This is a genomic window from Pseudomonas sp. Mn2068 (genome assembly GCF_049319725.1).
In the GTDB taxonomy this organism is placed as follows: Bacteria; Pseudomonadota; Gammaproteobacteria; order Pseudomonadales; family Pseudomonadaceae; genus Aquipseudomonas; species Aquipseudomonas gingeri.
In genome coordinates this window covers 1-22,955 of record NZ_JBMOUG010000020.1, presented here as the reverse complement: position 1 = coordinate 22,955, position 22,955 = coordinate 1, and the positions used below count along the sequence as shown (strand labels likewise).

Below are 22,955 nucleotides of genomic sequence, written 5' to 3'. Positions count from 1 at the left end.
CCATGGCATGAATGACCTGGTGTATGCCGGCAACAAGACCCTGTACCTGATCCTGCTGATGGTGGCCTGGCCGATCATCGTCGCGACCGTGGTCGGCCTGCTGGTCGGCCTGATCCAGACGGTCACCCAGTTGCAGGAGCAGACCCTGCCGTTCGGTTTCAAACTGCTGGCGGTGTCCGTCTGCCTGTTCCTGCTGTCGGGTTGGTACGGCGAGACGCTGCTCGATTTCAGCCGGGAAGTCATGCGCCTGGCACTGGATTGAGCGGCGGATGTCGATAGCGCTGTTTTTCGAACTGCACAGCTGGCTGGCGGCGGCGATCCTGGCGTTCGCCCGGCTGGCGCCGATTTTTTTCATGCTGCCATTTCTCAACGGTGGCGTGTTGACGGGGGCGCCACGCCAGGCGGTGATCATCCTGGTCGCGCTGGGTTTCTGGCCCGGCGTGGGCTTGCCGTTGCCGGCGCTGGACAGCCTGGCGTTCTTCGGCCTGTTGTTGCGCGAGGCGGGGATCGGCGTGCTGCTGGGCAGCCTGTTGTGCTGGCCGTTCTGGGTCCTGCACGGCATGGGCAACCTGATCGACAACCAGCGCGGGGCGATGCTCAGCAACACGGTCGATCCGGCCAACGGCGTGGATACCTCGGAGCTGGCGAACTTCCTCCAGTTGTTTGCCGCGGCGGTGTATCTCGAAGGCGGGGGTATGCTGCTGATGGTCGAAACCGTGGCCCGCAGCTACCAGCTGTGCCCGCCGACACCCACCTGCGAGATCGGCCTGGCGACCTTCTTCCCGCTGCTGGACGGCCTGGTCGGCAAGATCCTGGTGATCAGCGCGCCGGTGGTGGCCGCCCTGTTGATCAGCGAAGCCCTGCTGGGGCTGCTGTCGCGATACGCACCGCAGATGAATGCGTTCTCCGTCTCGCTGACGGTCAAGAGCCTGGTGGCCCTGGTGGTGCTGATGCTGTACTTCGGCGTCCATCTTCCGGATGAAGTCCTGCGCATGGGGCTGGCGGATCTGGCCGTCCATATGCAGCCCGCGGGGGCGCCCTGAGATGTCCTCCAGTGCCTCGAAAACCGAAGACCCGACCCCCAAGCGCCTGCGCGACTCCGCGCGCAAGGGACAGACGTTCAAGGCCAAGGACCTGGTCATCAGTTGCATGAGCCTGTGCGCGATCGTCTTCCTCGTATTCTCCGTCTCGCTGGTGGACGTGATGGAGGTCTATCGGCGGATCATCGCCGCCGGCTTCGACGGCAATACCCAGCAGTATTCCGCGCTCCTGCTGAAGCTGGGGTTGCTCTGCGTGCTGCCGCTGTTCCTCGTCTGCGTGTTGAGCAGCGCGCTGCCGGCCTTGTTGCAGAGCGGTTTCGCGCTGGCCACCGAGGCGTTGAAGCTGAACCTGGGGGCGTTGAACCCGATCAACGGGTTCAAGAAGCTGTTCAGCCTGCGCACGGTCAAGGACAGCGTGAAGGCGTTGCTCTACCTGGGCAGCTTTGCCGTGGCCTTGTGGATGGTCTGGCAGTCCGAGCGCCAGTTGCTGTTCGCGCAGTTGTTCGCCCAGCCCCTGGACCTGTTCCCGGCCTGGGGACGGATGCTGCTGACCCTGCTGCTGACCTTCATGGCCTGTGCCCTGTTGATCGTCGTGCTCGATGCCTTGTGCGAGTACTGGCTGTACATCAAGGACCTGAAGATGGACCTGCACTCGGTCAAGCGCGAGCACAAGGAGCAGGACGGCGACCCGCATATCAAGCAGAAGCGCCGCGACCTGCACATGGAACTGCTGTCCGAGCAGGTCCGCTCCGATATCCGCGGCTCGCGGGTGATCATCGCCAACCCGACCCATATCGCCATCGGCATCTACTTCAGGCCGGACATCAGCTTCATCCCCCTGGTCAGCGTGATCGAGACCAACCAGCGCGCCCTCGCGGTACGCGCCTATGCCCGTGAGGTCGGGGTGCCGGTGGTCAGCGATATCCGCCTGGCCCGGCGGATCTTCAAGACGCACCAGCGCTACAGCTTCATCAAGCTGCAGGAGATCGAGGACGTCCTGCGCCTGCTGATCTGGCTCGAACAGGTCGAGCAGGCCTGAACCCGCCCGATTCGCCGGGGGCCTGCATGAGCGCATTTTTGCGGTGGGCCGTCGGGGATTTTGGCTCAATGCAACGCGTCAGCCCGTCTGGCGCCATCTTCAGGAGTGTGGCCGATGAGTCGCAGAGACACGCAAGAGGACGAACAGATAGCGTTCGAGGCGGTGCAAGCCGTCCTCGAAGGCATGCCGCTCAAGGACGTGCGCGGGATCAGCGATGAGCAGATGGACGGCCTGTATGCCTACGCCTACCAGTTCTACGAACAGGGGCGACTGGATGACGCCGAGAAATTTTTCCACTTCCTGTGCATCTACGATTTTTACAACAGCCAGTACTGGATGGGCCTGGCCGCGGTGCACCAGCTCAGGAAAAACTACCAGAAGGCTATCGAGCTGTATGCCGTGGCTTTTGCCCAGGGCAAGGACGATTACCGTCCGATGTTCTACACCGGCCAATGCCAGCTCGCCCTGGGGCAGGGCGGCAAGGCCAGGCTGTGTTTCGAGTATGTGCTCGAACGTGCCACCCATGACGATTTGCGCAAGCAGGCCCAGGTGTACCTGGACGCCTTGCGCCATATCGATAGCCAAGGTCCGGAGGATCAGCAATGACAACGATCAACAGTGTCCCGGGCGCCGGGGTGATGGCTCCCGCCGCTGACAGCCCCTATGCCGAGGCCGCCCGGACAGCCGTCAGGAGCGCCGATTTCCAGCGGCTCAGCCATGAGGTGCTGGCCGGTATCGAGTCAGTGGGCTACGAGTCCGCCGAGGGTGCCAGGAACGATGGCCGGCCCCGGCTGCAACCGCCACCCGCGCGGGTCAATGGCGATCAGGCCAACACCGAGGGTGAGTTCGTACGGCTGATCGCCTCGCTGATCGAGCTGTTGGGCAATGCCAGCCTGGAGAGCCTGAAGAACCGCCTGTCGATGCTGCGCAGCATGGCGCAATCGTCCCAGCAGGGCCTGGATCGGTTGTCCGCCGATTACACCCTGGCCCTCGGTGAGCTGGTCGCGGCCCAGGGGGCGGTGGACACCAGCCAGGAACAGCTGGAAAGCCTGAAGGCCCGGCTCGACCAGGCCCAGGTCGAACTCGAAGCCGCCGAGTCGCACCTGGCGTCGCTGCAACCGTCTTCGCCCGGATACGCCGCTGCCTTGTCCCGGCGCGATGCCGCCAGGGCGGCCCTGGGTGGCTTGCAACAGGGCTTCGACACGGCGTTGAACGCACATGCCGGCTTGCTGGCCACGGCCAGGTCCGTGGCGATCAGGGCCGAGGCCCTGGCGGTGCAGGCCCAGGCCGCCGGAGTCGATGGCAAGGTGGCCGATCAGCTCGGCCAGGAACATTTGAACGCCGCGGGTGCCCTGGCGCTGGCGATGGCGCAATTGATCGCCTTGCTGGGGGAGGCGGCCGACAAGCAGATGGAGGCCGATCAGGAGTTGTTCCGCTCGATGCAGGTCGCGCGCCAGGAGTTCATGAAGGTCAAGTCCGAAGAGTACCAGGAGGAAGTCCGCAAGGCCGAGGCGGCCCAGAAGGCCATGGGCTGCGTCGGCAAGATCTTCGGCTGGCTGGTGATGGCCGTCAGCGCGGTGGTGGCGGTGGTCGGCACGGTCGCGACCCTGGGGGCCGCCGCGCCCGCCGCCGGTGCACTGGTGTCCGCGGCGGTCGGCATCGTCGGGGTGCTGGCGTCGATGACGGACATGATCGTCAAGGAGGCGACCGGAACCTCGTACATGGAAAGCGCGATGAAGCCGCTGATGGAGGAGTTCCAGAAACTGGTCAAGCTGCTGGGTGACCTGGTCACGCAGTTCCTGACGGACGTACTGAAGGTTTCCGAGGACGTCGCGAAAATCATCGGTTCGGTCAGCGGTGCCATCGCTGCCGTGGCGATGGTCATCGCCGCGGCGGTCGTCGGTGTCCAGGCAGCAGGACCGATGCTCGGCCCGGTGCTGAACAAGGTCATGGAAAAGCTCGGTGAGGTTTTCTCCAAGATACTGCCGTCGCTGCTCAAGCAGATGGCGGGCGCGATAGGCAAGACCCTGGCCGGCCTGATGAAGCAACTGAGCGAGCTGGTGGCCTCCAAGAGCGACGATATCGCCATGAGCCAGTTGAAGAACCGCCTGGAGATGTTCCTGGCGGTGCTCTCGACGACCGGGGTCGCGACGCAGTCGGGGTTCCAGGTCCAGAGCGGCCTGCACCAGAAAAAGGGGGCCGAGCACCTGGCCGATGTCCGCGTGAGCATGGCGGTGGTCGATTCGCTGGGCGACTACCTCAAGGAGTCGCTGGAGACTTTCGCCAAGGCGATCGAGCAGAAGGATAACCAGCTCAAGCAACTCATGGCCGATATGCAGCACCGTCACGGTGCCAGCCTGCATATCGCCCGTCATATCTGACCGTTGAGAGAAGGTGATACCGATGCGCGAGATTTCTCTTCATGCAGCACCCCTGTCGATTCCCGTGTCCCTGGCGGAGCAGGAGGCTGTCCAGGCCGTCCGGCAAAGCCTGGGACCGCTGAGTGGGGAAAGCCTGAGCCGGATCGTCGAGGACCAGGTCGTGGTGACCTGGGACCTGCGTCCGCCCACGCTGGATGAGTTTGAAAAGCTGACCGATCCCAGTGACTTCAGCGAGGCCGAATGGACGGCAGTGCTGGGCGAGGCGAAAAAGCTGCTCAGCGACAACGACCTCAGGGAACTGGCTTTCAATCCGGCAGCCTGGGAAAAACACACCGGCGTGCTGATCGCCGCGATCATCGCCCTGAACGTTGCCCGGATAGCCACCGCCGAGTTGCGCGGGCATTTCAGCGTGATGACCGGCAATGCCGCGCTGGAGCAGGGCAAGGCGATTCGCGAAGGCGGCAACGCGGCGTTGTACAGCGCCATCGGTGGCGCGGTGATCGCTGGTGCCATGGTCCTGGGCGGTACCGTCATGACCCTCGATGGCTACAAGCACAAGCAAGCCGGCCTGACCACCCAGAAGCAAACGACCATGGAGGCTCTGGAGCTGGAAAGGGACATGCGCGACAACTACCTGAAGCAGGTGGCCCCGGGCGAGATCAAGGTGGTGAAGGACATTATGAGGGATGCCCGGCAACTCCGGAAATCGGCCGTGAAAGAGAGTGAGCTGGCCGCTGTGAAGTGGGATCGCCTGCTGAACATGGGCGGCAGCGTGAGCGGGCTGGCGACGGTCATCAGCAACATGGTGAGCAGCTCCGTGCGGGTCGCCGAGATCACTCAAAAAGAGCGGGAGGTCCAGCAGCAGAGCAACCAGGGTGTGCAGAAGAGCCTGGGCGAGGAAGAGGCGCAGATCGATGCCAGTACCGCCGCGCTGTTGCAGAAAATACTGGAGATCATGCTGCAGGTCAGTGAATCGCGTATCCGCGTGATCGAAACCACGGGCAGCAGGGCGTGAGGTGAGCAGATGAACGATTTGGGTATCAGGGGCCCGGTGGTTTCGACCTTCTCGAGCCTTGAGGAAGTCGAGAGTCCGCAGGCGCCCGCGCGGCGTGAGCCGGTGGCGACGGGCCAGGCTCGGCAGACGGTCGCCGACTTGTCCGAGGATGGCCGCAGAAGGCTTGAAGCAGCGGTCGAAGAGCTGATCAATGCCAGGGACGAAGAGGAACGTGAGTTCAGGCGCTACAAGTACGACCTGACCCTGAAGGACCTGGGCGAGCTGGCCAGGCGCAAGGAGCAGGGGCAGATCAGGGCGTGGCATGAGCTGTCGGAGCAGATCGCCGGTTTGACCCTGAGCGAGGAACTGCAGCAGTGGCAGGAGCAGACCCTCACCGAGTTGACCGAGCAGCTCGATGCCGTGCCGGAAATCCGCGGGCAGGGGACACAAAGAACGCAAGGCATCCCGGATTTCTTTGACAAGCTGATCGAACTGATCGGCTTGATCGGAAGCGGCTACCTGAGTGTCTATGAACACATCGTGGCGACGTATTCGGAGTTTTTCAAAGCGTTCAACGAGCAGATCACTTCGAAACTGCACGAGTGGATAAAGGGCGCCAACGAGGGCAAGGACGTCGAGCTCAATGTGGATGAGTTGAGAAAGGCCCTCGATGACCTGAAACAGCAATTCGGCCAGGCCCCCGCGGGTGTCCTGTTTCCCGTTCCGGCCGCACCGGGCGCCCCGCCCAACACCGCCAGCCAGGAGGAGGCGCAGGGCTGGATCGATGCCATGGGCTCCGGGCGTCTCGTTGACAATGGCGATGGCACCTATAGCGTGATGATCGACCTCTCCGCGCTGGATTCGATGATCAAGCGGCTCGACGACATCCCGGCGGGCGAAATCACGGACGGCCGGGTGACCTGGAACAGTGCCCAGTTCCAGGCCTGGCAAACCGGTTTCAACGCCCAAGGCGAGCAATTCAAGAATGAACTGCAGAAGCTCACGCAGAAGTATTCCAGTGCCAACTCCACGCACGACAACTTCATCAAGACCTTGTCTTCCCACCTGAGCCAGTTCACGGACATGTTGAAGGCGATGCTCAACTTCTGATCCGTGGCCTGCCGGTCTTGTATCACTACCCTTCGAAGACGGATCCCAGGGGGGCACCTCCCGGGCTTCGTCCTGCTCTGGAGAAACAACAGATGACCTATCTGACACCGGGCTATTGCGATGACTTTATCGAACAGCAAGTGATGGTGTTGCTGGCCGATTACTTCCAGGTGGCGCGTCGCAGGATCCTGTTCGAATTACGGCTTGTCGAGGACCTGTATGTCGACTCGATGAATATCGTCGAGATGGCGGTGTTGCTCAACGAGGCCTTCGACATCGAGCTGCCCGAGTCGGGCGTGGCGCGATGGCGGACGGTGGCGGATGTGTGTCGGCTTGTAGGGATAACCCGGCAGCAAAGACTGACCAGGGAAATGGCCGACATAACATAGGGCCCTTTCCATTGCTGCGTGGCGCTCATTGCCGGGGTGTTTGATATTCCTCTGAGTGCGTAGTTTTTTTCTTGTTTCATGAGGGAAAAGTCCTACGGACTGCTGGAGACCAAGTTTCTATAGTCGCTGCCGTTCCTCGTTGATAGGCCGGGGTTGTCCAGGGCCTGTCTTGAATGTCAGTACATTTCTGTAGAGGTCTCAAGCTGATTTATGGACCGAGCCACTGATAACGTCTTGAAACAATCATTCGCCTTTGGCGAGTGGATACTGCAAAGCGATGGAACGCTGTTGCGAAACGGAAAAGGAGTTCATCTGCCGCCCAAGGAGCTACAGGTCCTGCGGTTGCTGCTGGGGTCGGCCGGCCGCCTGGTCACCAAGGACTCGTTGCTCGATTGCGTGTGGCGCGGTTGTGATGCGGCCGAGGAATCGTTGACGCGCTGTATCTATGCCCTGCGCAAATTGCTGGGGGAAGGGCGGGGCTACATCGCCACCGTCTATGGCAAGGGTTATCGCTTTGTCGGGGCGGTAGCGCCCCTGCAAGCGTCGCTGGCCGAATGCCCGACGGCCTCCTCGCTGGCGGTATTGCCGTTTCGCCACGCCGACGACATGGCGGCGCTGGATCTGCAGGATGCGACGATCCGGCAACTCAAGGCGGCGTTCGACGGCACGCTCAGGATCCTCCCGGCGGGGCTCATGGTGCCTGGCCCCGGTCCGGGCGATACCCGGCAATTGCTGGAGCGGCTGGCGCCGGACTACTACATCAGCGGACGCTTTTATGCCCGTGGCGAACGGATGGAACTGTCGGTCGAACTGATCCGCGGCAACGACCACTATCTGGTGCGCGGCCCTGTGGCCATCAAGGGCCCGCTCGAAGAAGTGCTGCGGTCGATGGTGTCGATGGTGGCGCAGCATCTCCCCGATGTGCGCCCCTGCGTGCGCGGTTGCTCCTCCTATCCCCTGGCGCTGGCTTTCCTGAAGGGCGTCTATGGCTTGCAACGGCACACCGCGCAAAGCGTGCAGGAGGCCTTGCTGTATTTTCGCCAGTGCCTGCACATGGATGCCAGCTACGTTCCGCCCTGGTGCGGCCTGGCCGACGCCCACCTGGCCCTGTCGATGCTCGGGCTGGCCGATCGCGAACAGGCCGTCGAGCAGGCCCGCGAGGCCATTGCCCAGGCCTTGCTGCTGGAACCGGGCAATACCGATGCGCTGGCGCGGCTGGCCTTGATCACCAGCCTGCAAGGTTGCGGCGATGCGGCCCAGGTGTTGTTCCAGCGCTGCCTGCTGGCTTCCGACCGGGCCGATATCCACTATCTGTATGCCTGGCATCACTGGTCCGGCGGGCGTGATGACCGCGCGCTGGAGTACCTGGAGTCGTCGCTGCGGCGTGATCCGTCTTTCATGGCGGCCCAGCGGATGCGCGTGCGGATCGCCGAGGAGCAGCGAAGCCGGGCATGAGCAGGCGATACCTCTGTGGCGCCTGGCTGATGCTGTTGTGGGCCGGGCCGCTGCCGGCGTTTTGCTGGGACTCCGCCGGACGGCGCCATGGCATCGAACCGGAACTGTTGTATGCCATTGCCCAGGTGGAAAGCGGCCTGCGTGCGCAGGCCGTGGGCCACAACAGCAATGGCAGCCGGGATATCGGCCTGATGCAGATCAACAGCCTGCACCTGCCCCGTCTGGCCGCACGGGGGATCACCGAGCAGCAGTTGCTGGAGGACCCCTGCCTTAGTGTGCAGGTCGGCGCGACGATCCTGGCGGAGTTCATTGAACGTCATGGCTACGGCTGGACCGCCGTGGGGGCCTACAACGCCGGCAGCGGCGAGGATCGCCAGGCCGCCCGCGAGCGGTATGCGCGCAAGGTCTGGCGCCTTTATCGGGTACTGGTGCCGTGAGCGTGGCGGGTCCGCGGATTCTGATTGAAATCTTCCGGCCTGGTGCCGGCAGCGATCAGGATCGTCTCCGCAGGCCCCGCTAGTATCGCCGCACGCTTTACCGATCGAAGAGGGTGACGATGCCGGATAACCCCTTTTTACCCTGTGTCCTGAGAATTGGCAGCGGCCTGTTGCAGGGCTGCGAGTTCAACCTGCGCAGCAGCCGGACCCTGTTCATTGTCGGTGCGCCCGAGGTGCTGGGAGACGATGGTCTGGTCGCCGCCATACCGGAGGACGCGGTCTTCGTCCCGCTGGAACGGGGCAACTGCAACTTCGAAGTCCTGCTCGACCAGAAGCAGGCGACCCTGCGGATACTGGGTGACGAAATCGAGGAACGCGAGGTTGCCTTCCAGCGCTGCGAGCGGATCGCCGGGTTGCTGATTGCCCTGCGACCCGAGCACGAACCCTGGGCACCGCAGGTGTTCGCGGACTCGGCTGTTGTCGAGCCGCCAGTGCTCCGTCGTCCGGGGCCACGGCTGAAGAAGCTGGTCGTCATGGCGCTGGTTTTCGCCTTGCTGGCGGTGTGCGCGGCGGGCTGGTCGGGACCGATGGTGACCTCCCGGCCGGATGTATCGAGCCTGATCGCCGGCACCCGCGAGCCCGTCCAGGTGCTCCAGGGACGGGATGATCATGTCTATGTCTTTGTCAGTTCCGAGCGGGATGCGGGCTGGAGTCGCCAGGTGCTGATGCGCCATCGCATCCCCAGCCAGGTGCTGGATGTGATGGAGGAGCGGCGGCGGCTGGAGTCGTTGTTGAACGAGCGGGCAACGGCGTTGAAGGTCCGCCGTATCGATCTGTCACGGCCTTCCAGCGTGCGGGTTTTCCATGGCTCTCGCGGCGGTTCGCCCGATGCCGGGCTGAAGCAGCAGGTGTTGCAACTGCTGCTCGATGAGGCCGCCTATGTGCAGTACGTGGACTTCGAGGAACAGGACGACGAGCTGCTGGGCAGCCTGGCCCAGGAGGGATTGCAGCGCCTGGCCCTGCCGTTCGAGCGGATCGAGCGCGCGGACGGCGTCACGTTCAACGTCGCCGGCGATCTTCAGGATGCGGACCGCGAGGGCGCCCGGCGTTTTGTCGATGAGTTTTACCGGCGCTGGGGCAATCGCCATGTGCGATTCACCATCGATCTGCGCGATGACCTGTTCAAGGGCCGCTCGTTCCAGGCAGGGCCGCAGGGTTACATCAAGATGAGCAGTTCTTCCTGGCATTTTTCGACGATGCAATAAACGAGGTGACGCATGGTAGATGTCTCAAGATCCGTTGAGTTTTCCGATGACTTCCTGGGTAAGCAGGCGGCGGCTTTCGAAGAGGGGGCGAAGAGCCTGAAGTCGGCACTGGACGTTGCCCTGGAGGCCCTCAAGAAAGATGTCTCCGACCCGGGACTGCTGGCCAGCTATCAGTCGGCCTTTTCCTCCTACACCGTGTTCCGCAATGCCCAGACCAACACCATCAAGGGCTTCAAGGATATCGACATGTCGATCATCCAGTCCGCGCGCTGAGAGCTGTGCCCATGCCCTATCAAAGCAATCCTGTCAGCCTGCTCGACCAGGTGGCGATGGTCGAGTTGCGCAGCCCCGGCGAAAACGCGGCGGTGTCGCTGGAAGCCCGCCTGATCGAGGCCTTTGCCGGTTCCGCCGTGGACTCGGCCCGGCAGGTCGATGGCGTGCGGCGCTTGCTGGACAGCCCGGACATCACCCACCCCGAGAAGCTGGCGGTGCTGCAGGAACAGCTCGGGCAGTACAACGTCGATATCAACCTGCTCAATACCCTGGTGCGCAAGGCCGTGGGCACGGCAGAAACCCTGCTGCGTTCATCATGAAGCCGGGCCTCTGGCTTATCTTCCTGTGTTTCGCCCTGGCGGGATGTCGGCAACCGACGCTGCTCGACGGGCTTGACCAGCAGCAGGCCAACGAAGTGGTGTCGGTGCTGCAGCGCAACAATATCGGTGCGGCAAAACAGGACAACGGCAAGGCCGGCTACAGCGTCAAGGTGGCGCGGGTGGATTTCCCGGCGGCGGTGGACCTGCTGAATCTCTATGCGCTGCCGTCGAAACCGCGCCTGGAAGTGGCCCAGATGTTTCCCGCCGACTCCCTGGTCGCCTCGCCCCGGGCGGAAAAGGCCCGGCTCTATTCGGCGTTGGAGCAGCGCCTGGAGCAGACCCTGGGGGTGCTGGAAGGCGTCGTCCCGGCACGGGTGCATGTCAGCTATGACGTGGATGCCGGGGAGGGCGGGCGCAAGGCGCCGGCCGTGCATCTGGCCGCGCTGGCCGTGCATGAGCGCGATGTCGAGCCGGGACTGCTGGTCAACGATATCAAGCGCTTCCTGAAGAACAGTTTCACGGCGGTCGAGTACGAAAACATCTCGGTGATTCTCACCCGGCGTTCTCCCACCCAGCATGCGGCGCCGTTGCCGATCGAGCCGGACACCACTGCCTGGTGGCTTCCGGTCGGTGGCCTGGTGCTGCTCGTGGGACTGTTGGCCGCCGCTGGCTGGTTCTATCAGATGCGTGCGACAGGCAAGCGGGCATGAGTGTCCCGGAAGAGTCTCTGCGACAGATTCTCTGGCAGCCGCTGGACTACCTGCATGCCCGGCGCCTGACCCTGCCGGAGGCGCTTGCAGGCACGACGGTGCGAGAGGTGCTCAATCGCATGCTGCTGGAGGACCTGAAGCGGCCAGCCTCCTGTTCGCTGTCGTCCCCGCTCGCGGCACTGTGGGTACGGGAGTGGCGGCGTTTACCGTATATCGCCCGGCTGATCGGGGCCCAGCGCTTGTGGCCGGAGCTGGCGCGAGGTGCGCGCATGGGCTTGTTGTCCGCCAGCGTACGGGACTTCGCGCGGTGTGCCATCGGGCCCCGACTGGTCGTGGAATGGCTGCCCGACAGTCCCGTGCTGCAACAAGTGGACAGTGTCGGCCTGGCGCAGTTGCTGACGTTCGAGGGCGCGCTGCCCACGGCCTTGCGCGAACGGCTGTTGTTGCAGTTCCCCGAGGCGGTGGTCGATGGCCTGGCCCGCTTGCCTGTCTTCTCGCCGGACCCGGCGCTGTTTTTCCTGGCGGTACAGCATGCTCGACGCCATCCGCAGGATTGATGAGCTGCCGCTGCCGGGCAGCGACGCGGTGCATATCACTCGCCAGGAATTGGCGAGCGCCCGTCGCTGCCGGGCATTGGAGCGACAGGCGCAACGCCGGGCCCGGCAGTTGATCGACCAGGCCCAGGCGCAGGTCGAGGCGATCCAGGCCACGGCGTTTGCCGAGGGGTATTCCGAGGGCATGATCCAGGCGGCGGTCGACCTGGCCCGGGGGTTGTGCGAGTCCCAGCGCCTGGCCGGTCAGTTGCACGGACAGATGGCCGCGGCGGTGCGGCAACTGCTCGGGCATCTGCTGGATGATGCGCGCTGGTTCGAGGAGATGCTCGAACATTGGTTGGCGGGCCAGGCCGATACCGCGCAGCTGACCTTGCAGATCCTCCTGCCGGCGCGCTGCCGCGGCCGGGCCGGCGCTCTGCGCGAGCATCTCGGGCGCCTGGGCGTGTCCTCGGTCAAGTTCGAATTCGCGGCACAGGAGCGTTATGTCGTCCGGCTGGCCGACCAGCTCTTCGAGTTCGACCTGGAGTCGGCCCGGGAACAACTGGCGCCACGGGTGCTGAATCAATTGGCGGGCTTGCCCGATGGCGTACGCCAGCTCGACCAGCAGGCGCGGCAGGCCCTGGTGCAACTGGTGTCCAGGTTTGTCGAGGCCGGCGACGGTCCGGCGCAAGGAGTCGATGATGTACATTGAAAGGCCAACGGCAGTCGCTGCCACTTCGGCGCCGGAAGATCTCCCGGCGCGTGCCCTGGAGCGGCACCTGACCCGGCCGGATGACGCTGTCCAGTCGGCCGATCCCGGGTTCGAAGCTTTTTATCAGCGCCTGGCGGCGCTGTTCGGGGCGGGCGAAAAAGAACTCCTGCGGTTTATCGGCACCTATCGCAGCAGTGACGAGGGGCCACGGGACTACCGTACCGTCGGCGCGCAGGTGAAGGTCGTCGGCCAGGCCTTGTCGCGGCTCAAGGATGAGGGGCTGGAAGGCTCCGAGCAGGACAGGGAACTGCGCGGGGTCATGGCGCGGCTGTTCGGCACCAGTATGTTCATCAGCCAGTACCTGCAGGAAATCTTCAACCCGGTGCTGGACGAGGACAGTCGGGAAAAGGCCGATTGGTAAACTCGCTTGTCTGGTGACTGCCCGGCTATAATCGCCCCTTCAATTCGCCGCCATCCGAGTCAAGCCCGCCCATGTATAACCTGGCCCGCCAGCTGTTGTTCAAACTTTCCCCGGAAACCTCCCACGATTTGTCCCTGGACCTGATCGGTGCGGGCGGCCGCCTGGGGCTCAACGGCCTGTTGTGCAAGACGCCGGCGTCGAACCCGGTGACCGTCATGGGGCTGGAGTTTCCCAACCCGGTGGGGCTGGCCGCGGGCCTGGACAAGAATGGCGCGGCCATCGACGGTTTTTCCCAGCTGGGCTTCGGCTTTGTCGAGATCGGCACGGTGACGCCACGGCCACAGCCGGGCAACCCGAAGCCGCGGATCTTCCGCCTGCCCGAGGCCGAGGCGATCATCAATCGCATGGGCTTCAACAACCTGGGTGTGGATAACCTGATTTCCCGGGTTCGCGCCGCTCGCTACGACGGCATCCTCGGGATCAATATCGGCAAGAACTTCGATACCCCGGTGGAGCGTGCCGTTGACGACTACCTGATCTGCCTGGACAAGGTCTACGCCCACGCCAGCTATGTCACGGTCAACGTCAGCTCGCCGAACACCCCGGGCCTGCGCAGCCTGCAGTTCGGCGACTCGCTCAAGCAGTTGCTCGAAGCCCTGAGCCAGCGTCAGGCGGAACTGGCCGGGCAGCATGGCAAGCGCGTGCCACTGGCGATCAAGATCGCCCCGGACATGACCGATGAAGAAACCGTGCTGGTGGCCCAGGCGCTGGTGGAGTCGGGCATGGATGCGGTGATCGCCACCAATACCACCCTCAGCCGTGTCGGCGTCGAAGGTCTTGCCCATGGCGATGAAGCCGGCGGCCTGTCCGGCGCGCCGGTACGCGAGAAGAGCACCCACACGGTCAAGGTCCTGGCGGCCGAACTGGCCGGACGTTTGCCGATCATCGCCGCGGGCGGGATCACCGAGGGCGAACATGCGGCCGAGAAGATCGCGGCCGGCGCGAGCCTGGTGCAGTTGTATTCGGGCTTTATCTACAAGGGGCCGGCACTGATTCGCCAGTCGGTGGATGCCATCGCCGCTTTGCGCCGCTGAACCCATTAAAGGCGGCGCATTAAAAAGGGCTCCTCTGGGGAGCCCCTGGGCCGAAGCCCGCCGCCCGGATGGGGCGTGCGTGGTTAAGTCGTTGCTGTCTCGGTGATGCTCAGATTGTGGTGTCGGAATGTGCCCTGATCAGCCGACAGCGTGAAGTTCGTTGAGTCTGTGGATTCCCGCAGTGCCGGTCATACCGTCCCAGTTGTCGCCACGTCCTTCTCGCCAGCCGTTGATCCAGGCTTGGCGTACCGACGGTAGAGTAAAGGGGCAAAGCTCACGGGATTTGCCATGAACGCCGTATTGATATCCGCGTAAAAATGCTCTTTCCAACGGATCACGCTTAAGTCTTCTCATAGGGTGTTGCCCTCACTGGTTGACTGTTATATGTCCCGTCGACCTCTTGTCGAGGCCGGGCAGAATGCATCTGCAAGCGCTCGCTGCCGGCGTGGCGAGCTCCGCACCGCGAATAGCTTCGCGAGCGGGGATGTTGACGCCATTGCGACGTCAACCTGTGTTGAGTTCTAACCAATGCGCAGGGGCGTGTGAATGATCGTTTTGTCATAAGGACGTAACGATATAGGTGTTAAGGCCATAAGATAGCTCGGCCGTTTGCTCGGTTATCCGGAGAAAATCCAGCTATCATCAGCCCTTGCATGAATGATGCGTTTAATTCTCTGTTGAAAATACTGACCCTTCGTACTCAGGTATTATTCGACGAAGGGTCACGATGTGACTTTTTGTTACGGAAAGAATGAACTGTCCCGGCGTCCAAGTTCTTTTGTCCCCCGATTTCAGGGGGCAAAAGCATCTGCCGGGATGGAACGGCGCAATGGTGCGCCACACGGGCACTCTTCAAGAAAAGTGCTCGATCGAAACCGAGCGGGCGATGCGTCGCCCGTTCATTGACTGCTCAAGGCCCTGGAATTCCCATGTCGGATCGTTACGAACTCTTCCTCACTTGTCCCAAAGGCCTCGAAGGCCTGCTTCTGGAGGAAGCCGTCGGGCTTGGCCTTGAGGAGGCGCGCGAGCACACCTCGGCCATTCGCGGCGTGGCCGACATGGAGACCGCCTATCGGCTGTGTCTCTGGTCGCGCCTGGCCAACCGGGTACTGCTGGTGCTCAAGCGTTTCCCGATGAAGGACGCCGAGGACCTCTACCACGGTGTGCTGGATATCGACTGGCAGGACCATATGGTCGCCGACGGCACCCTGGCCGTCGAATTCAGCGGTCATGGCTCGGGCATCGACAACACCCACTTCGGCGCCCTGAAGGTCAAGGACGCCATCGTCGACAAGCTGCGCACCCCGTCGGGCGAACGTCCGTCCATCGACAAGATCAGCCCTGACCTGCGCATTCACCTGCGCCTGGACCGTGGCGAGGCGATTCTTTCCCTCGACCTGTCCGGCCACAGCCTGCACCAGCGTGGCTATCGCCTGCAGCAGGGCGCGGCACCGCTGAAGGAAAACCTCGCGGCAGCGATCCTGATCCGTTCCGGCTGGCCGCGCATCGCCGCCGAAGGCGGTGCCCTGGCCGACCCGATGTGCGGCGTGGGCACCTTCTTGGTGGAAGCGGCGATGATTGCCGCCGATATCGCCCCCAACCTCAATCGCATCCACTGGGGCTTCGATGCCTGGCTCGGCCACGTGCCGGCCCTGTGGAAAAAACTCCATGAAGAAGCCACGGCCCGCGCCGAAGCCGGCCTGGCCAGGCCGCCGCTGTGGATTCGCGGTTATGAAGCCGATCCGCGTCTGATCCAGCCGGGCCGCAACAACGTCGAGCGTGCCGGCCTGAGCGACTGGATCAAGATCTACCAGGGTGAGGTCGGCACTTTCGAACCGCGCCCGGACCAGAACCAGAAAGGCCTGGTGATCTGCAACCCGCCCTACGGCGAGCGCCTGGGCGACGAGGCGAGCCTGCTCTACCTCTACCAGAACCTCGGCGAGCGCCTGCGCCAGGCCTGCCTGAACTGGGAGGCGGCGGTGTTCACCGGTGCCCCGGACCTGGGCAAGCGCATGGGCATTCGCAGCCACAAGCAGTACTCGTTCTGGAACGGCGCGCTGCCGTGCAAGCTGCTGCTGATCAAGGTGGTCCCGGATCAGTTCGTCACCGGCGAGCGACGTACTCCGGAGCAACGTCAGGTCGAGCGGGCCCAGGCCGAAGAGCAGGCGCAGATCGCCGCCGAAGCGCCGAAGTTCAACAAGAACGGCAACCCGATCAAGCCCGCGCCAGTACCGGCACCGGTGGTCGAGCAGGCACGCCTGAGCGAAGGTGGGCAGATGTTCGCCAACCGCCTGCAGAAAAACCTCAAGCAACTGGGCAAGTGGGCCAAGCGCGAAGGTGTGGATTGCTACCGGGTCTATGACGCCGACATGCCGGAGTACTCCCTGGCCATCGACCTCTACCACGACTGGGTACACGTCCAGGAATATGCCGCGCCCAAGTCCATCGACCCGGAAAAGGCCCAGGCCCGCCTGTTCGATGCGCTGGCCGCGATTCCCCAGGCGCTGAACGTCGACAAGAGCCGGGTGATCATCAAGCGCCGCGAGCGCCAGAGCGGGACCAAGCAGTACGAACGCCAGAGTGCCCAGGGCAAGTTCACCGAAGTCAGCGAAGGCGGGGTGCAACTGCTGGTCAACCTGACCGACTACCTCGATACCGGGCTGTTCCTCGACCACCGGCCGATGCGCATGCGGATCCAGAAGGAGGCCGCCGGCAAGCGTTTCCTCAACCTGTATTGCTACACCGCGACCGCCAGTGTGCATGCGGCCAAGGGCGGGGCGCGCACGACCACCAGTGTCGACCTGTCCAAGACCTACCTCGACTGGGCCCGGCGCAACCTGTCGCTGAACGGTTTCTCCGACAAGAACCGCCTGGAGCAGGGCGATGTGATGACCTGGCTGGAAGGCAATCGCGATGAGTTCGACCTGATCTTCATCGACCCGCCGACCTTCTCCAACTCCAAGCGCATGGAGGGCGTGTTCGACGTCCAGCGTGACCATGTGCAACTGCTCGACCTGGCCATGGCGCGCCTGGCGCCCGGCGGCGTGCTGTACTTCTCCAACAACTTCCGCAAGTTCCAGCTGGAGGACAACCTGGTGGCGCGTTATGCCGTCGAGGAAATCACCACCCAGACCCTGGACCCGGACTTCGCCCGCAACAGCAAGATCCATCGTGCTTGGAAGATCACCGCGCGCTAAGCCGTGACAAAGCCCCAGAGTCTTGATTTTTATAGGCTCCGGGGCTTTTGGGACTGGCTAATCTACTAGCGAATGGCTATAACTCAGTCAAAGCCAATGTGATGCAAAACACGCCGGCGTGATGAGTTGTCGCCTATGTCGTCGCATGCCGTACGCCCCAAGATTCTTGGCTTTATCAGTGAGGATGTTTCTGCGTGGCTGGTTGCGGTACTGGTCCTGGTGGCAGGCGGGTTGCTCACGCTGCTGCTGTCCGTGGCGACACGTGACCTCAACCAGCGTCAGTTGCAGCAGCGTTTCGAACTGTTGGCCAGTGAACGCTTCAGCCGTATCGAGGAGCGCTTCGAAGACCAGGCGCAGCGGCTCGACAGTCTGCGGCGGTTTTTCGTCAACTCCGATTCGGTGACTCCCCAGGAATTCGCGGGTTACGCCAGGCCGTTGCTGCTGCGCACCCAGGCCTATGCCTGGGCGCCACGGGTCAAGGGCAGCGAGCGCGAGCGATTCGAGCAGCAGGCCCGGACCCAGGGCGCCAGCGGCTTTTCCATTCGTGAGCTCGACGCCGAAGGTCACCTGCAACGGGCAGCGGTGCGTGACGAATATGTACCGGTGTTGTACAGCGCGACGCAGAGTGCCCTGGGGTCGCCCCTGGGCTACGACCTGCTGGCGCAACCCTTGCGCCGCTCGACCCTTGAGCGGGCCCGTGCTTCGGGCGCCCTGGCGATCTCGCAACCGTTGAACCTGGTGGGGGTCGAGCCGGCCTACGCCCGGGGCGTGCTGCTGGTGGCGCCGGTCGCCCCACTGGCGAGTGCCGGGCAACCCCGGCCGCCACCCTATGGCTATGTGATGGCGGTGATCAGCATGCGCCAGCTGGTGGCCGACGGCCTGCCGGAACAGAACCACGACAACCTCTCGGTGCGCATCCTCGATCTGTCGACGGAAGGCGAGCATGAGGTGTTGTATCAGTCCCTCAATCTGCCGGTTGAAAACTCACTGGCCGCGATTCGCCTGTTGCGCCTGGCCGATCATGACTATCAGGTGGATATCCGCCCCAGCGATGCCTTCATCCAGGCCAACCATTCCTCGGAGGCCAGCCTGGCCGTGCTCGGCGCTCTGCTCAGCGTGCTGCTCAGTGCCTTGCTGTACAACCTCGTCAGCCAGCGCCAGCGAGCCCTCAAGCTGGTGGAACAGCGCACCTCGCAGTTGCAGGTGCGCGATCGCCTGCTGGAAAAACTGGGGGCGAACGTTCCCGGCGGCATCTATCAGTACAAGCTCAACCTCGATGGCGGTGCGCACTTCGTCTACGCCAGTGCCGGTACGGGAGGTATTTTCGAAGTCGATACCCAACGCTTGCAGGAGAGCGCCGAGCCGGCATTCGACCGGGTTCATCCGGACGACCTGGGACCGCTGCGGGCCTCGATCCAGGTCTCGGCCGAGCGGCTCAGTCCCTGGCGTGAAGAGTTCCGCGTGATACTGCCGCTGCGCGGCCTGCGCTGGTTGCGCGGCGAGGCCACGCCGGAGCGCCTGCCCGGCGGCGAGATCCTCTGGCATGGTTATCTTTCGGATATCTCCGATCTCAAGCGGGTCGAGGAGGAACTGCGGGCCCTGTCGGTCACCGACTCGCTGACCGGCATCTACAACCGGCGTTACTTCCAGGAGCGGCTCAAGACCGAACTGGCGCGGGCCCAGCGCGGGCCGGGCAGCCTGGCGGTGATCATGCTCGATATCGATCACTTCAAGTGCATCAACGACCGCTACGGTCATGCCGAAGGGGACCGGGTGCTCAAGGAGTTGTGTGTGCGGGTCAGTCATCGCCTGCGTCGCACCGACGTCTTCTGTCGGCTGGGCGGCGAGGAATTCATGGTCCTGTGCCCCGATACCGACGCCGAACAGGCCTGCAACCTGGCGCTGGAGCTGTGGCATGGGCTGCGCAATATGCCGTTCGACGGGGTCGGGCGGGTCACGGCCAGCTTCGGCATTGCCAGCTGGCGCGCCGATGAAGGCGCGGATGCGTTATTGCTGCGGGCGGATTCGGGCGTCTACTCGGCCAAGCAGAAGGGCCGGGACCGGGTGATGGCGGAGCTCGACTGAGGCGGGTCGAGCTGATCGTTCCTACGCTGCGCCGCTCAAAAGCTTCGCGGGCAAGCCCGCTCCCACATGCATTCCCACGCAGAGCGTGGGAACGCTCATCGAATCCTTCCGGGCCTACTCGTCCGAATCGGCCGGCCGCGGCTGGCGGTACAGGTCCAGCAACACCTGGTCGAGCACCGACGAGGCGCCCCATGGCTTCGGATCGTTGAGGATCGCCACCACCGCCCAGGTCGTACCGTTGCTGTCGCGACTGAAACCGGCGATCGCCCGCACGGTGTTCAACGTACCGGTCTTGATATGCGCCTCACCCGACATCGCCGTATGTTTCAGGCGCTTGCGCATGGTGCCGTCCATGCCGGTGATCGGCATTGAACTGATGTACTCGGCGGCGTAGGGGCTCTTCCAGGCCGCCTGCAGCATGGTCGCCATTTCCCGGGCGCTGACCCGTTCGGCGCGGGACAGGCCGGAGCCGTTCTCCATCACCAGGTGCGGTGCGGTGATGCCTTTCTGTGCCAGCCACTGGCGCACGACCCGTTGCGCGGCCTTGGCATCGTCGCCGTCGGCGTCATTGCGGAACTTCGCCCCCAAGCTGAGGAACAGCTGCTGGGCCATGGTGTTGTTACTGTACTTGTTGATGTCGCGGATGATTTCCGTCAGGTCCGGCGAGAACGCCCGGGCCAGGAGCTTGGCGCCCTTGGGCACCACGTCCTGGCGGTCCTTGCCATGGATGCTGCCGCCCAGTTCCTGCCAGATGGCGCGTACGGCACCGGCGGTGTAGGTCGGATGGTCGAGCAGCGAAAGATAGGTCTGGGAGCTGCAGCCCTCGGCCAGTTGGCCACTGACCGTGACCAGGGTCGTACCGTCGGCCTGGGTCACCGGGTTGTAGCGCACGTCGCCGGCGCATTGCTTGGCGTTGACCACCTTGATCTGGTTGTCGATGCGGATATTGGCGATGGGCGGCTCGACCGAGACCATCACTTTGCCTGAGTCGTTGCGGGCGACAAAACGCAGGGCCTTGAGGTTGACCAGCAGCGCATCGGGCTTGACCAGGAATGGCTTGTTCTCGTCGTTGCCGTCGTCGTTGAACTCCGGCAACTGCGGTTGCACGAAGAAGCTGCGATCGAGCACAAGGTCACCGGTCACCTGGGTCACGCCATTGGCCCGCAGGTCGCGCATCAGCAGCCAGAGTTTTTCCATGTTCAGCTTGGGGTCGCCGCCGCCCTTGAGGTACAGGTTACCCTGCAGGATACCGTTGCTCAGGGTGCCGTCGGTGTAGAACTCGGTCTTCCACTGGTGATTCGGCCCGAGCATTTCCAGGGCGGCGAAGGTGGTGATGAGCTTCATGGTCGAGGCCGGATTCACCGACACATCGGCATTGAACATCGTCGGGGTGCCCGGACCGTTGAGCGGCAGCATGACCAGCGACAGGGCATCGTTCTGCAGCTTGCTGGCCTTGATCGCCTGTTGGACCTTGGGAGAGAGGGTGGTGTTGACCGGAGCGGCGGAGACGGGCAGTGCCAGGGGGAAAAGAAGACTGGCGAGTACGAAAGGGCGCAAAGATTTGATCATATAAAATAGGACCCTACAGCCGAGGGGGAAAATACGAGGGCATATCGACAAAAATCCCTCAATGGTCATGAAAGTGTCGGCATTATGCCCCAAGCAGGCGTCACTGGGGCCTTGCAGGTGGAGTGGTGCGCCAATTTTTTCCGGTCGATCGACCGGCTGCGCCCAGAGACTCGGGCAATTGCAGCCTTAAACTGCTAAAGTGCCGCCCGTTATTACTTTTGAGGATTGTTTCATGGCGACTAACCGTTCCCAGCGTCTGCGCAAAAAACTGTGCGTTGATGAATTTCAGGAGTTGGGTTTCGAGCTGAACCTGGATTTCAAAGAAGACCTGAGTGAAGAGGCTATCGACGCTTTCCTCGAGGCTTTCCTGAAAGAAGCAATGGAAGCCAATGGCCTGGGTTATGTCGGCGGTGACGACTACGGTCTGGTCTGCCTGATCAAGCGTGGTTCGGTTTCCGAAGAGCAGCGCGCTGCCGTTGAAGCCTGGCTCAAGGCTCGCAGCGAACTGACCTCGGCCGAAGTCAGCCCGCTGCTGGACGTCTGGTACCCGGAAAAGCCGATCAATCCGGTAGCCTGATGTCGTTCGGGCAAGGCGCCGTCCAGGCGACTTTCCCGAGGCACAACGAAAAACGGACACGCCATGGCGTGTCCGTTTTTTTATGCCCTGCAATTGTGTGGGAGCCGGCTTGCCGGCGAAGGCGCCGGCAGGAGCGCTGCAAGGCCCAGGGGCATGCCCGCTGCCGATCAGTCGTAGATCGCCTTCTTCTTCCAGTCGGCGTCGGCTTCCACATCCTTGAGGCCCTGGGTCAGTTCGTTGACGTCATCTTCGGCCGGCTGGGTGGTGGCCAGGACCATGGCGTTGGCGCGCGCCAGGAGTTTTTCCAGGAACAGCAGCTGTTCGGTATAGACCGCCGGCTCCGGTTGCTTGCGCAGGTATTGCACGCCGCGCTCGAATGCCAGGCGTGCCTGCCCCGGCTGGTTCTGTTGCAAGGCATGCTGGCCGAGGTTGTTGAAGAACTCGATATGCAGCAGGACCAGGATGTGTCGCACTTCGCGGATCCAGTGCTTGGCTTCGGTGGGTTGCAGGAAACCATCCTGGGCCGCGCGGGTGATCTGGCCGTGCAGGGCTTCGAGCAGGAAACGCACGTCCTTGGCCTTGGCTTCGGTCTGGATCGGGCTGGGCGGATTGTTGACCGGAATCGATTCGCCCTGGTTGACCAGACCGTTGAGTTCGGCGATGCGCGACTTGAGCACGGCGTCGGTCTTGCTCATGTTCAGCAAGCGTTGATGGACGTTGAGTTCCAGGCGGGTCAACAGCAACTTGAGCGCCGGGCTCATGTACTGGCCGGGAAAGGTCTCGGTGATTTCGCCGCAACGGCGCAGGCGATCATTGAGTTCAACCTTGAGGCGAGCCCTTTCCAGCTTTTTGTTCTCGGCCATGTGGTTGAGGAAGCCAATGGCGATCAAGAGAAAGATCCCGGCTGCAACCAGCAGGGCGATCATGAGTGGTGTCACCGTTAAGACCTCTTCAAGGTGGAATGCGAGCGAGTGTAGTGGCTTGGCGTTGTCGCTGATAGCGTTGAACGACGTGTAGCACGGTGCCAGAGCGCTTCTCTATAGATAGACGCACATTGCCACTATTTGCGCAGGTGGACTATAGCGTCTTGTCGAGTGCCAGAATATAGGCGCCAATCGTCGGACGCGGCGAAAGCCCCGAAAGGGCCGTAAAGCGGGGCGAAGTCATTGATTTAAATAAATTTATAGTTGGGGGTTGACGACCCTTCGATCCATCCATAGAATGCGCGCCACTTGCAGCGTAAAGCACACAGCGAAACGCGGCAGGGAGTGAATGTTGTAGTGTGTCCCCTTCGTCTAGTGGCCTAGGACACCGCCCTTTCACGGCGGTAACAGGGGTTCGAGTCCCCTAGGGG

At 63.0% G+C, this 22,955-nt stretch carries 24 protein-coding genes; 21 read left to right on the top strand and 3 right to left on the bottom strand.

Annotation, left to right across the window (positions count from 1 at the left end; genetic code table 11):
• The first annotated feature begins 7 nt into the window (after positions 1-7).
• The 18 genes from ACL9RJ_RS30010 (at position 8) to ACL9RJ_RS29925 (ending at position 14,173) form a co-directional block, all read left to right on the top strand.
• Positions 8-262, top strand: coding sequence for an EscS/YscS/HrcS family type III secretion system export apparatus protein (locus ACL9RJ_RS30010; RefSeq protein ID WP_017128070.1), 255 nt, complete (start codon positions 8-10; stop codon positions 260-262).
• Between the two features lie 7 nt (positions 263-269).
• Positions 270-1,043, top strand: coding sequence for a type III secretion system export apparatus subunit SctT (gene sctT / locus ACL9RJ_RS30005; RefSeq protein WP_422765934.1), 774 nt, complete (start codon positions 270-272; stop codon positions 1,041-1,043).
• Between the two features lies 1 nt (position 1,044).
• A complete protein-coding gene (locus ACL9RJ_RS30000) occupies positions 1,045-2,079 on the top strand; it encodes an EscU/YscU/HrcU family type III secretion system export apparatus switch protein (protein ID WP_017128072.1) in 1,035 nt (344 codons plus the stop codon).
• Between the two features lie 114 nt (positions 2,080-2,193).
• Positions 2,194-2,685: a type III secretion system translocator chaperone SicA gene (gene sicA / locus ACL9RJ_RS29995; protein ID WP_017128073.1), complete on the top strand. Its 492-nt coding sequence runs from the start codon at positions 2,194-2,196 to the stop codon at positions 2,683-2,685.
• Positions 2,682-4,460 carry a type III secretion system translocon subunit SctE gene (sctE, locus tag ACL9RJ_RS29990; protein ID WP_017128074.1) on the top strand — a complete coding sequence of 593 codons (1,779 nt, stop codon included), beginning with the start codon at positions 2,682-2,684 and terminating at the stop codon, positions 4,458-4,460. Before sicA ends, sctE begins: the two co-directional genes overlap by 4 nt.
• A 22-nt stretch (positions 4,461-4,482) precedes the next feature.
• Entirely contained in the window at positions 4,483-5,475 is a 993-nt protein-coding gene (locus ACL9RJ_RS29985) for a hypothetical protein (protein WP_017128075.1), read from the top strand.
• A gap of 9 nt (positions 5,476-5,484) precedes the next feature.
• Complete coding sequence (locus tag ACL9RJ_RS29980; RefSeq protein ID WP_017128076.1) at positions 5,485-6,564, top strand: IpaD/SipD/SspD family type III secretion system needle tip protein; 1,080 nt, start codon at positions 5,485-5,487, stop codon at positions 6,562-6,564.
• A gap of 92 nt (positions 6,565-6,656) precedes the next feature.
• Positions 6,657-6,953 carry a phosphopantetheine-binding protein gene (locus ACL9RJ_RS29975; RefSeq protein WP_017128077.1) on the top strand — a complete coding sequence of 99 codons (297 nt, stop codon included), beginning with the start codon at positions 6,657-6,659 and terminating at the stop codon, positions 6,951-6,953.
• A gap of 288 nt (positions 6,954-7,241) precedes the next feature.
• Positions 7,242-8,408, top strand: a complete 1,167-nt coding sequence (locus ACL9RJ_RS29970) for a winged helix-turn-helix domain-containing protein (protein ID WP_245223057.1) — start codon at positions 7,242-7,244, stop codon at positions 8,406-8,408.
• Positions 8,405-8,845 carry a transglycosylase SLT domain-containing protein gene (locus tag ACL9RJ_RS29965; protein ID WP_042936168.1) on the top strand — a complete coding sequence of 147 codons (441 nt, stop codon included), beginning with the start codon at positions 8,405-8,407 and terminating at the stop codon, positions 8,843-8,845. The genes ACL9RJ_RS29970 and ACL9RJ_RS29965 overlap by 4 nt, the downstream gene beginning before the upstream one ends.
• Before the next feature lie 119 nt (positions 8,846-8,964).
• Positions 8,965-10,110 carry a PrgH/EprH family type III secretion apparatus protein gene (locus tag ACL9RJ_RS29960; protein ID WP_017128080.1) on the top strand — a complete coding sequence of 382 codons (1,146 nt, stop codon included), beginning with the start codon at positions 8,965-8,967 and terminating at the stop codon, positions 10,108-10,110.
• A gap of 12 nt (positions 10,111-10,122) precedes the next feature.
• Positions 10,123-10,383, top strand: a complete 261-nt coding sequence (sctF, locus tag ACL9RJ_RS29955) for a type III secretion system needle filament subunit SctF (protein ID WP_177085178.1) — start codon at positions 10,123-10,125, stop codon at positions 10,381-10,383.
• Positions 10,384-10,394: 11 nt separating this feature from the next.
• Positions 10,395-10,703: a type III secretion system inner rod subunit SctI gene (gene sctI / locus ACL9RJ_RS29950; protein ID WP_178992230.1), complete on the top strand. Its 309-nt coding sequence runs from the start codon at positions 10,395-10,397 to the stop codon at positions 10,701-10,703.
• Positions 10,700-11,413, top strand: coding sequence for an EscJ/YscJ/HrcJ family type III secretion inner membrane ring protein (locus ACL9RJ_RS29945; protein ID WP_422765933.1), 714 nt, complete (start codon positions 10,700-10,702; stop codon positions 11,411-11,413). Before sctI ends, ACL9RJ_RS29945 begins: the two co-directional genes overlap by 4 nt.
• The gene (locus ACL9RJ_RS29940) at positions 11,410-11,970 is read left to right on the top strand and encodes a protein OrgA (RefSeq protein WP_178992232.1); all 561 of its coding nucleotides are present in this window, start codon (positions 11,410-11,412) and stop codon (positions 11,968-11,970) included. The genes ACL9RJ_RS29945 and ACL9RJ_RS29940 overlap by 4 nt, the downstream gene beginning before the upstream one ends.
• Positions 11,945-12,658 carry an invasion protein OrgB gene (locus ACL9RJ_RS29935; RefSeq protein WP_422765932.1) on the top strand — a complete coding sequence of 238 codons (714 nt, stop codon included), beginning with the start codon at positions 11,945-11,947 and terminating at the stop codon, positions 12,656-12,658. The genes ACL9RJ_RS29940 and ACL9RJ_RS29935 overlap by 26 nt, the downstream gene beginning before the upstream one ends.
• Complete coding sequence (locus ACL9RJ_RS29930) at positions 12,648-13,079, top strand: hypothetical protein (RefSeq protein WP_178992157.1); 432 nt, start codon at positions 12,648-12,650, stop codon at positions 13,077-13,079. Before ACL9RJ_RS29935 ends, ACL9RJ_RS29930 begins: the two co-directional genes overlap by 11 nt.
• A gap of 71 nt (positions 13,080-13,150) precedes the next feature.
• Positions 13,151-14,173: a quinone-dependent dihydroorotate dehydrogenase gene (locus ACL9RJ_RS29925; protein WP_017128087.1), complete on the top strand. Its 1,023-nt coding sequence runs from the start codon at positions 13,151-13,153 to the stop codon at positions 14,171-14,173.
• A 138-nt stretch (positions 14,174-14,311) separates the two neighbouring features.
• On the opposite strand, the gene rmf is transcribed toward ACL9RJ_RS29925, so the two are convergent.
• The gene (rmf, locus tag ACL9RJ_RS29920; protein WP_002553055.1) at positions 14,312-14,527 is read right to left on the bottom strand and encodes a ribosome modulation factor; all 216 of its coding nucleotides are present in this window, start codon (positions 14,525-14,527) and stop codon (positions 14,312-14,314) included.
• Between the two features lie 575 nt (positions 14,528-15,102).
• Between rmf and rlmKL the strand changes: the two genes are divergently transcribed.
• Positions 15,103-17,370: a bifunctional 23S rRNA (guanine(2069)-N(7))-methyltransferase RlmK/23S rRNA (guanine(2445)-N(2))-methyltransferase RlmL gene (rlmKL, locus tag ACL9RJ_RS29915; protein WP_103032955.1), complete on the top strand. Its 2,268-nt coding sequence runs from the start codon at positions 15,103-15,105 to the stop codon at positions 17,368-17,370.
• Positions 17,371-17,505: 135 nt separating this feature from the next.
• The gene (locus tag ACL9RJ_RS29910) at positions 17,506-19,455 is read left to right on the top strand and encodes a sensor domain-containing diguanylate cyclase (protein WP_017128088.1); all 1,950 of its coding nucleotides are present in this window, start codon (positions 17,506-17,508) and stop codon (positions 19,453-19,455) included.
• A gap of 114 nt (positions 19,456-19,569) precedes the next feature.
• On the opposite strand, the gene dacB is transcribed toward ACL9RJ_RS29910, so the two are convergent.
• A complete protein-coding gene (gene dacB, locus ACL9RJ_RS29905) occupies positions 19,570-21,024 on the bottom strand; it encodes a D-alanyl-D-alanine carboxypeptidase/D-alanyl-D-alanine endopeptidase (protein WP_042936178.1) in 1,455 nt (484 codons plus the stop codon).
• A 232-nt stretch (positions 21,025-21,256) separates the two neighbouring features.
• On the opposite strand from dacB, the gene ACL9RJ_RS29900 reads away from it, so the two are divergent.
• On the top strand, positions 21,257-21,601 hold the full coding sequence (locus ACL9RJ_RS29900; RefSeq protein WP_017128090.1) for a YggL family protein: 345 nt from the start codon (positions 21,257-21,259) through the stop codon (positions 21,599-21,601).
• 167 nt (positions 21,602-21,768) lie between these two features.
• On the opposite strand, the gene ACL9RJ_RS29895 is transcribed toward ACL9RJ_RS29900, so the two are convergent.
• Complete coding sequence (locus ACL9RJ_RS29895) at positions 21,769-22,527, bottom strand: hypothetical protein (protein ID WP_017128091.1); 759 nt, start codon at positions 22,525-22,527, stop codon at positions 21,769-21,771.
• Between the last annotated feature and the right edge of the window lie 428 nt (positions 22,528-22,955).

Coding starts and splice junctions, on each gene's coding strand:
- ACL9RJ_RS29895 (WP_017128091.1), bottom strand. CDS start 22,527: ATGATCGCCCTGCTGGTTGCAGCCGGGATCTTTCTCTTGATCGCCATT.
- ACL9RJ_RS29930 (WP_178992157.1), top strand. CDS start 12,648: ATGTACATTGAAAGGCCAACGGCAGTCGCTGCCACTTCGGCGCCGGAA.
- dacB (WP_042936178.1), bottom strand. CDS start 21,024: ATGATCAAATCTTTGCGCCCTTTCGTACTCGCCAGTCTTCTTTTCCCC.
- ACL9RJ_RS29910 (WP_017128088.1), top strand. CDS start 17,506: ATGTCGTCGCATGCCGTACGCCCCAAGATTCTTGGCTTTATCAGTGAG.
- rmf (WP_002553055.1), bottom strand. CDS start 14,527: ATGAGAAGACTTAAGCGTGATCCGTTGGAAAGAGCATTTTTACGCGGA.
- ACL9RJ_RS29925 (WP_017128087.1), top strand. CDS start 13,151: ATGTATAACCTGGCCCGCCAGCTGTTGTTCAAACTTTCCCCGGAAACC.
- sctF (WP_177085178.1), top strand. CDS start 10,123: ATGGTAGATGTCTCAAGATCCGTTGAGTTTTCCGATGACTTCCTGGGT.
- ACL9RJ_RS29985 (WP_017128075.1), top strand. CDS start 4,483: ATGCGCGAGATTTCTCTTCATGCAGCACCCCTGTCGATTCCCGTGTCC.
- ACL9RJ_RS29980 (WP_017128076.1), top strand. CDS start 5,485: ATGAACGATTTGGGTATCAGGGGCCCGGTGGTTTCGACCTTCTCGAGC.
- sicA (WP_017128073.1), top strand. CDS start 2,194: ATGAGTCGCAGAGACACGCAAGAGGACGAACAGATAGCGTTCGAGGCG.
- ACL9RJ_RS29960 (WP_017128080.1), top strand. CDS start 8,965: ATGCCGGATAACCCCTTTTTACCCTGTGTCCTGAGAATTGGCAGCGGC.
- ACL9RJ_RS29965 (WP_042936168.1), top strand. CDS start 8,405: ATGAGCAGGCGATACCTCTGTGGCGCCTGGCTGATGCTGTTGTGGGCC.
- ACL9RJ_RS29975 (WP_017128077.1), top strand. CDS start 6,657: ATGACCTATCTGACACCGGGCTATTGCGATGACTTTATCGAACAGCAA.
- rlmKL (WP_103032955.1), top strand. CDS start 15,103: ATGTCGGATCGTTACGAACTCTTCCTCACTTGTCCCAAAGGCCTCGAA.
- sctE (WP_017128074.1), top strand. CDS start 2,682: ATGACAACGATCAACAGTGTCCCGGGCGCCGGGGTGATGGCTCCCGCC.
- sctI (WP_178992230.1), top strand. CDS start 10,395: ATGCCCTATCAAAGCAATCCTGTCAGCCTGCTCGACCAGGTGGCGATG.
- ACL9RJ_RS30010 (WP_017128070.1), top strand. CDS start 8: ATGAATGACCTGGTGTATGCCGGCAACAAGACCCTGTACCTGATCCTG.
- ACL9RJ_RS29900 (WP_017128090.1), top strand. CDS start 21,257: ATGGCGACTAACCGTTCCCAGCGTCTGCGCAAAAAACTGTGCGTTGAT.
- ACL9RJ_RS29935 (WP_422765932.1), top strand. CDS start 11,945: ATGCTCGACGCCATCCGCAGGATTGATGAGCTGCCGCTGCCGGGCAGC.
- ACL9RJ_RS29945 (WP_422765933.1), top strand. CDS start 10,700: ATGAAGCCGGGCCTCTGGCTTATCTTCCTGTGTTTCGCCCTGGCGGGA.
- sctT (WP_422765934.1), top strand. CDS start 270: ATGTCGATAGCGCTGTTTTTCGAACTGCACAGCTGGCTGGCGGCGGCG.
- ACL9RJ_RS29940 (WP_178992232.1), top strand. CDS start 11,410: ATGAGTGTCCCGGAAGAGTCTCTGCGACAGATTCTCTGGCAGCCGCTG.
- ACL9RJ_RS30000 (WP_017128072.1), top strand. CDS start 1,045: ATGTCCTCCAGTGCCTCGAAAACCGAAGACCCGACCCCCAAGCGCCTG.